This is a genomic window from Streptomyces sp. NPDC021212 (genome assembly GCF_044332925.1).
Lineage (GTDB): Bacteria > Actinomycetota > Actinomycetes > Streptomycetales > Streptomycetaceae > Streptomyces.
The window spans coordinates 144,512-150,991 of sequence record NZ_JBIRPZ010000020.1 but is presented as its reverse complement, the minus strand read 5'-3'; the positions used below and the strand labels follow the sequence as shown (position 1 = coordinate 150,991).

Sequence of the window (6,480 nt, the reverse complement as noted above, 5' to 3'; positions counted from 1 at the left end):
GACGAGTTAGACGTTGATGCGATTGTCGCAACGGTCTCCCGCGCCTTACTCAAGCGGACGGCGCTGCCCCCGTACGAAGAACTCTGCGAGCTGCACGCGTCCCTGGTGAAGCACATCAAGGCACTGATGCCGCATGTCGAAGAGCTGGTCAACCGCATGAACCGGGGCACTGTGGCCTGGTACCAGAAGCGAAGCAGGCTGAACCTGATCCCGCACGAGCTACGTCAAGGGCTCGGTTCCGGCTTGCAGTCGGCCGACTGGCACGTTCGGAGCCTGGGCTACACGTGTCAGTTCCTGCTCAACAACTCCGGGCTCGTGCAGGAGCACGACCAGTGACCTGAAGACCGGGCGGGAGCTGCTGCCCATGGGGAAAGACCCGCAGCTCCCGCCCTCAGCCCCCGGGCCGTGGTGACTGTGCAGCGGACGTCGTCCCGTTCGCCATTCCGCAGATGGCACCCATCACGCCCGGGGGCGGCGGACTCTGCACCGTCCGCCGTCAGCGGTCCGGCTCCCGTTCTCGCTCCAACCCGTTCCGCGGGAAGGGGGCCGGGCCGCGCACAACAACCGCATAAGGAAACCGGACCACCCCTCAAACCTTGGCAGGAGCGGGGCGGTCCGGTCGGAAGTCCCTGTTCAGGACCCCGGTGCCGATGGTACCGGGGACGTCGTCGTGCTCGCTTCGGCACTGCCTGCCCCGGATGAGTCCAGGTGAAGAAAGGGATGGTGACAAGTGCGAGGCATGCACGACGAGGCGGGTTCGACGCTGGCGATGCCCGAAGCCTCTACGACGCGCTGCCCAGCCACGGCGATACGGGAACCGACGCGGAGCGACCACGACGGGCCGAACCACCGCGCGGCAGCAGCTGCCCCCCGCCCGCCACATCCGGCGCGGCACGTCTGCTTACGCAGCCGCATCCGTGACGGCGGCAGTACGGCGGCCGGCCACATCACACCGGGCTCGACGACCGACGTGCCTCCTGCCCGGCCACCCCTCTCTCGCCGCTGGCCGTTCCTGCGCGCACAACAGCGATGGACGCAGTCGGCAGACGGCCCGCCATGTAAACCGCTCTGCGTAGCCGCCCTTCGGAGGCAGGCCGGTTGGGCGCGTGGTCCTGGTCGTGCCGCTGCCTCTGCGTGTCCGCTGCGATCGGCGGGGCGCACGGGGTCGGCTGTTCCCGGTGCTGACTGTGTCTGGTGGGTCGCTGAGTCGGGGTGGCGCGCTGAGTGGCCCGGGGGCGCCGCTGAGCGGGGCGGCAGACAGGAGCGGGCGGCGGCCACGGGCCGCCAGCGCGCGCGGCCCGCGCCAGCGGGCCGCCTTGATCACAGTAAGGAAACTCTGAACAGCTCATCTATGCCGCCTCGGCCGTCCGTTGTGGACGCGCGGATCAGAGGCGAGAGCTACGCGTGGCCAACGCCACAGGGTGCGGATGTCCCCAGGAGACCCGGAATTCCGGCTTGGGACAGGTGAGCAGGCATAAGCGACGCGAACGGGGTGGCAATGAACGACCAGGAGTCGGCGGAGATTCGGGCTCGCCTTGCCGAACTCGACCAGAAGATTGCCCTGCTGGAGGAGCTGGCCAGACGGGTCGCCGAGAACCTGGCCGCTAGTCCTTCTTCTGACGCTCGGTGAGGCTGGCGAGCTGCTGGAAAACCCCCATGAGGTCGTCAACCTTCGCGGTGAGGGTGTCCAGGCGTTCGGATAGCTCCAGGTATTCAGCGCTGGGCATCTGCCGGTGACCCACCGGCTCGCCTGCCCCCGGGGCCTCGCTGGGCTCTGGGGGCAGGGGGTCAACCACGAAGTTGCCCCGGCCCGGGGTGGAGTAGATCAACTCCTCGTCGCGTAGAACGCGGAGTGCAGACCGCGCGGTCATGTTCGCGATGTCGTACTTGGCTTCGAGCTCGCGGGAGGACGGGACCCGTTCGCCCGGCTTGATGCGGCCAGCGCGGATCTGCTGGCGCAGTTCGTCGGCGACCAGCCGGTAAGGCGGAGTGTGGGTGTCCCTTGGCAGGCTCATAGCCCGAGGGTAGCCCGCTAAGCCCACCCATCGCACTAGAACACCTGTTGCCTCCTTGTTGCCGAAGTGCGCTAGCTCGCATGCATCACTGGTGAGCTATGTGATTGACGCGCTAGCTCACTTAGTGCACTGTTGATCGCGCCGCAACGAGCGGCTGCAGATCGAAAGGGAGCAAAAGGCATGGCTATGACCCGTATCCGTGTGGGGCTGCTGCCCTCGACGATGTTCATCGCTGGCACCGCCCCGGTGCCGAAGATCAAGGATCCGGAGACCGGGGTTCTCGCCACCGACCGCGACACCGGCGAGACCCTGCACACGCTGACCGTCTTCCTCATGGAGGAGGGCCGGGCAGAGCAGATGAAGATCACCGTTCCGGAGAGCGGTCTGCCGGACGGTCTCCAGCCGGGCACGCCGGTGCAGGTGACGGAGCTGTTCGCCACTCCGTGGGCGCGCATCTTCAACGGCCAGCTGTCCGAGGGTGTGGCCTACCGGGCGGCGAAGGTGGAGCTTGCGGCGGTGGCCAAGTGACGGCCGCTCCCGAACGGGCCTACCCGGTTGCCCCGGAGAGCGGGGACCACGATTCGCGGTTCACCAACGGCTTGGCCCTGGACGTGGCCGAGGTGATCGAGGCGCACGGCTACCCGACGTTCACCTCCGGCCGTGACCTGCTGGAACTGCGCATATCCCTGTACCGATTCCTCTACAAGGACGCACTGTGACCATTCAGGAACTGATTGGGTCTGCCCCGGCTCTGGCCGGGGCGGCCCTGGCCCCGGCCCTCGGATGGGCCGTGTGGTGGCTGGTGCGCTACGTGCGTGCCGACACGATGACGCGGGCCAGCATCCGGCAAGCGATACGCGTCCGCCGGGGATGGCGTCGGCTGGCTCCGATGGCTGGGCTGTCGGTGACCGACAAGACCCCTCCGGCCGTGATCGTGGCGCCGGACGGGAAGGTGCCCAAGCCCAAGATCCTCATCCCGAAGATCAAGGTCGCGGCCGACCGGTATGGGGTGCTGGTCCGCGCGGTGTGCCTGCCCAAGGTCAGCCTGGCGGAGTTCCAGCGCGCCGCCCCATACCTGGCCGACGCCTGGCGCTGCACACGGGTCTCCGTCCTGCCGGCCGCCCCTGGGCAGCTCGTGATCCGTGGCGTGCGGGTTGATCCCCTTGTCGTACCGACCGAACACACCCCCACCGGGGAGGTTCCCGAGGAACTGGCGGTCTGGCGCCTGGGGCTGGACGAGTACGCGCAACCGGTGAGCGTGAGCCTGTCGGACGTGCCCGGGGTGACCGTGGCCGGACTGCCCGGCTTCGGCAAGACCTCGCTGGTGAACCGCTTCCTGTGCGATACGGCGCCCTCGGCTGCGATTCAGTACGCGGTGGCCGATGGCAAGGTGACCTCGTCTGATGAGGGCGACTACGCCGACCTGGCGCAGCGGGCGTTCGCGTTCGTCGGCGATGACCTGGCGGAGGCGAACGCGTTGTTCAAGCGGCTCGTGAAGCTGCGGCGGGACCGCTCGGCCTCCATCCGCGCCCTGCTGGGCGTGAAGAACCTGTGGCACGTCGGGCCTTCGGCATCCTGGCCGTTGACCGTGCTCATCGTGGATGAGGCACACACGTACTTCCGTGACTACAAGGGCGCGGACCCGAAGACCAAGAAGCTCGCTGCCCTGGCTGCCGAGAACGCGCGGCTGGTTGAGGACCTGGTGAAGAAGGGCCGGAGCGTCGGAATCCTGGTGCTCATCGCGACGCAGAAGGCGACCGGAGATGCCATCCCCACGTTCATCCGCGACGTGTGCCCGGTGGGCATGTCCTTCGCGCAGAAGACCGCTGAGGCGGCCGTGGTCGCGCTGGGAGAGGACATCCGCAACTGGCCGGACGCTAACCCCACCGCCCTCCAGGACCCCGCCTACGTCGGCGTGGCCGCCATGGCCCATCAGGGGCGCCCCGGGTTCACCCGCATCCGCACCCCGTACGTGGCCGACGCGGACGCGGCCCGCATCGCCACCGACACCGCCCACCTGACCCGCGACCCCGCCGACCTCCTCAACGACCAACTGACCAACGGCCCCGGGACACCAGTCGCCCTCACCAAGTGACGTTCTTTGACCAGCCGACACCTGGAAGGGAGGTGAATCCCCTATGTCTGAGGACCGGATCACTCAGCGCACGGTGACTGTGGTCATGGGCATCATTGCGGCCCTGGCGTTCGTTTTCTCCTTCGGAAACGTCTGGGCCCTGGCCCTACGCCTCGGCGTCCCGGCACCCATCGCGCCGCTGATCGCCCCCATGGTGGACCTGTCCGTGGTCGGCCTCCTGGTGGCCCTGCGCTACCTGTCCCTGCGCGGTGTCCCCGCCGAGCAGATCAAGGCCGCTACCCGGCTGATGCACCTGTCCGGGCTGCTGACCCTGGCCCTCAACATCGCCGAACCCATCGTCGCTGGGCACTATGGCCGCGCTGCCGTGGACGCGGTCGCCCCGCTCCTCCTGCTGGGCTGGGGAGCCGTTGGTCCGCAGCTCCTGCGCCACTTCCACACCGTGGCTCACACCGCCACTCAGGCGGCCCCGGAGCCAGAGGGAGACCCGGCGCCAGTCGTCGAGAGTGCGCCTGCCCCGGCGCCCCAACCGGTGGCACCGCCGGTCACGCCGAAGCCGGAGACCTCCCCAGCGGTCACCGTGCCCGCGCCACTGCTGAACGCGGCCCGCACCATCGCCGACACCTACCAGGCCGAACACGGCGAACCCATCAGCGCGGCCCAGCTCCGGGCACGCCTCGGCATCGCGCTGCCGCTGGCCACCGCAGCACACGCCCAGCTCTCCGCCTGATCCCCCAGCCGGCCGTTCCGGCAACCCAGACCCTCAGCTCTCCCGGGCTTGGTCCGTCATGCCCCGAGCAGCACCCGCAGCCCTGGCCTGGTGCTGCTTGGGGCCCTCCCTCACCTGAAAGGACGCGTCACCCGTGAAAGCCCCCCTGGACCTGCGCCACGTGGCGAGCCTGGCCCTGCGGGACCTCATCCACCTCGCCCACCACCCCGACTTCGACCGCGTCCAAGGCCAGATCAGCCAAATCCGCGGTTGCACCCGGCCCGTGCAGCTTGTCGGCTCCACAGAGACCCGCGACGCGGCGACGGACACCGTCCTGCGCTCGTACAGCACCGCCGACGAACCCACTGGGCGGCTGCTCACTGCCTGCGGCAACCGCCGCTCCTCGCGTTGCCCGTCCTGCTCGCGCCTGTACGCCGCCGATACCTACCACCTGATCCGGGCCGGGCTCTCCGGCGGCAAGAACGTGCCGGAGGCCGTCCGCACGCACCCTCGGCTGTTCGTCACCCTCACCGCGCCGTCGTTCGGCCCGGTCCATAACCGGATCACCACTGACGCGGGCCAGAACCTGGCCTGCCGCTGCGGCGAACGCCACGGACCCGATGACCCGGCGTTGGGCACGCCGCTGTCTCCTTCGACGTACGACTACGCCGGAGCCGTGCTGTGGAACGCGCACGCCGGAGCCCTGTGGGCCCGCTTCACCACCTACCTGCGCCGCGAACTGGCCGCCCACCTCGGCATGACGCAGAAGGCGCTGAATGCGGCCGTGCGCGTCTCCTTCGCCAAGGTCGCCGAGTACCAGCGGCGCGGCCTGGTCCACTTCCACGCCGTGGTTCGTCTCGACGGCCCGGAAGGGAGCAACGAGCCTCCGCCCCGGTGGGCCACCGCCGACGCCCTCACCCACGCGGTCAAGAAAGCGCGTAAACGAGCCGTGCTCACCGTGGCCTCCGACGCCATCGGCGAACGCGAACTCAAGTGGGGCTCCGAGCTGGACATCCGCAAGATCGCGGCTCTGGGCGACGGCGAGTTGACCGATCAGAAGGTCGCGGCCTACGTCGCCAAGTATGCGACGAAGAGTGCCGAGGACTCCGGCACCGTGGATCGCTCCCTGCGCTGTGTCCATTGCGCCGGACGTGGCTACCAGCGTGGTCCGGACGGGTTCCGGGACCTATGCGATCAGTGCGACGGCACCGGGCAGTCCGAGCCGATCGCGGACCTGCGCGTGCACCACCACGTCCGCCAGATGATCCGCACCGCATGGGCCCTTGGCCACCTGCCGGAATTCGCGGACCTCAAGCTCTGGAAGTGGGCCCACATGCTCGGCTTCCGGGGCCACTTCTCCAGCAAATCCCGCCGCTACTCCACCACCCTCGGCGCACTGCGCGACGTCCGCCGCACCTGGCGCACCGAGCAAGCACGCGCCGCCGCCGATGACGACCGGCCCGAGCTGGACGACGAGACCACTCTCGTGGTCTCCCACTGGCAATACCTGGCCTCCGGCTACAGCCCCGGTGAAGAACTCCTCGCCGCCCAGGTACGCCACGACCTCACCCAGGCACGCGAGCAAGTCCAACGCCGCAAGACCGAAGGAGACCCCTGGCTGTGACCGTCCCCAGGGTCATGACCGCCCATCCCCTCCCCCGGCA

General features: G+C 69.0%; 7 protein-coding genes. 6 read left to right on the top strand and 1 reads right to left on the bottom strand.

From position 1 onward, the window contains the following. Positions 1-336: DUF6415 family natural product biosynthesis protein (locus ACH4SI_RS38075; protein WP_398304155.1), on the top strand; the 336-nt coding region annotated here is incomplete at its 5' end. A 1,268-nt stretch (positions 337-1,604) separates the two neighbouring features. On the opposite strand, the gene ACH4SI_RS38070 is transcribed toward ACH4SI_RS38075, so the two are convergent. Next, a complete protein-coding gene (locus ACH4SI_RS38070; protein ID WP_398304153.1) occupies positions 1,605-2,015 on the bottom strand; it encodes a GntR family transcriptional regulator in 411 nt (136 codons plus the stop codon). Positions 2,016-2,195: 180 nt separating this feature from the next. Between ACH4SI_RS38070 and ACH4SI_RS38065 the strand changes: the two genes are divergently transcribed. From ACH4SI_RS38065 to ACH4SI_RS38045, 5 genes are all read left to right on the top strand, one after another. Beyond that, positions 2,196-2,543, top strand: coding sequence for a hypothetical protein (locus tag ACH4SI_RS38065; RefSeq protein ID WP_398304151.1), 348 nt, complete (start codon positions 2,196-2,198; stop codon positions 2,541-2,543). Continuing rightward, positions 2,540-2,734: a hypothetical protein gene (locus ACH4SI_RS38060; protein WP_398304149.1), complete on the top strand. Its 195-nt coding sequence runs from the start codon at positions 2,540-2,542 to the stop codon at positions 2,732-2,734. Before ACH4SI_RS38065 ends, ACH4SI_RS38060 begins: the two co-directional genes overlap by 4 nt. Next, the gene (locus tag ACH4SI_RS38055) at positions 2,731-4,110 is read left to right on the top strand and encodes a cell division protein FtsK (protein ID WP_398304147.1); all 1,380 of its coding nucleotides are present in this window, start codon (positions 2,731-2,733) and stop codon (positions 4,108-4,110) included. Before ACH4SI_RS38060 ends, ACH4SI_RS38055 begins: the two co-directional genes overlap by 4 nt. A 43-nt stretch (positions 4,111-4,153) precedes the next feature. Beyond that, entirely contained in the window at positions 4,154-4,837 is a 684-nt protein-coding gene (locus ACH4SI_RS38050) for a DUF2637 domain-containing protein (RefSeq protein WP_398304145.1), read from the top strand. Positions 4,838-4,970: 133 nt separating this feature from the next. Next, positions 4,971-6,440, top strand: a complete 1,470-nt coding sequence (locus ACH4SI_RS38045) for a replication initiator (RefSeq protein ID WP_398304143.1) — start codon at positions 4,971-4,973, stop codon at positions 6,438-6,440. Positions 6,441-6,480: the final 40 nt, after the last annotated feature.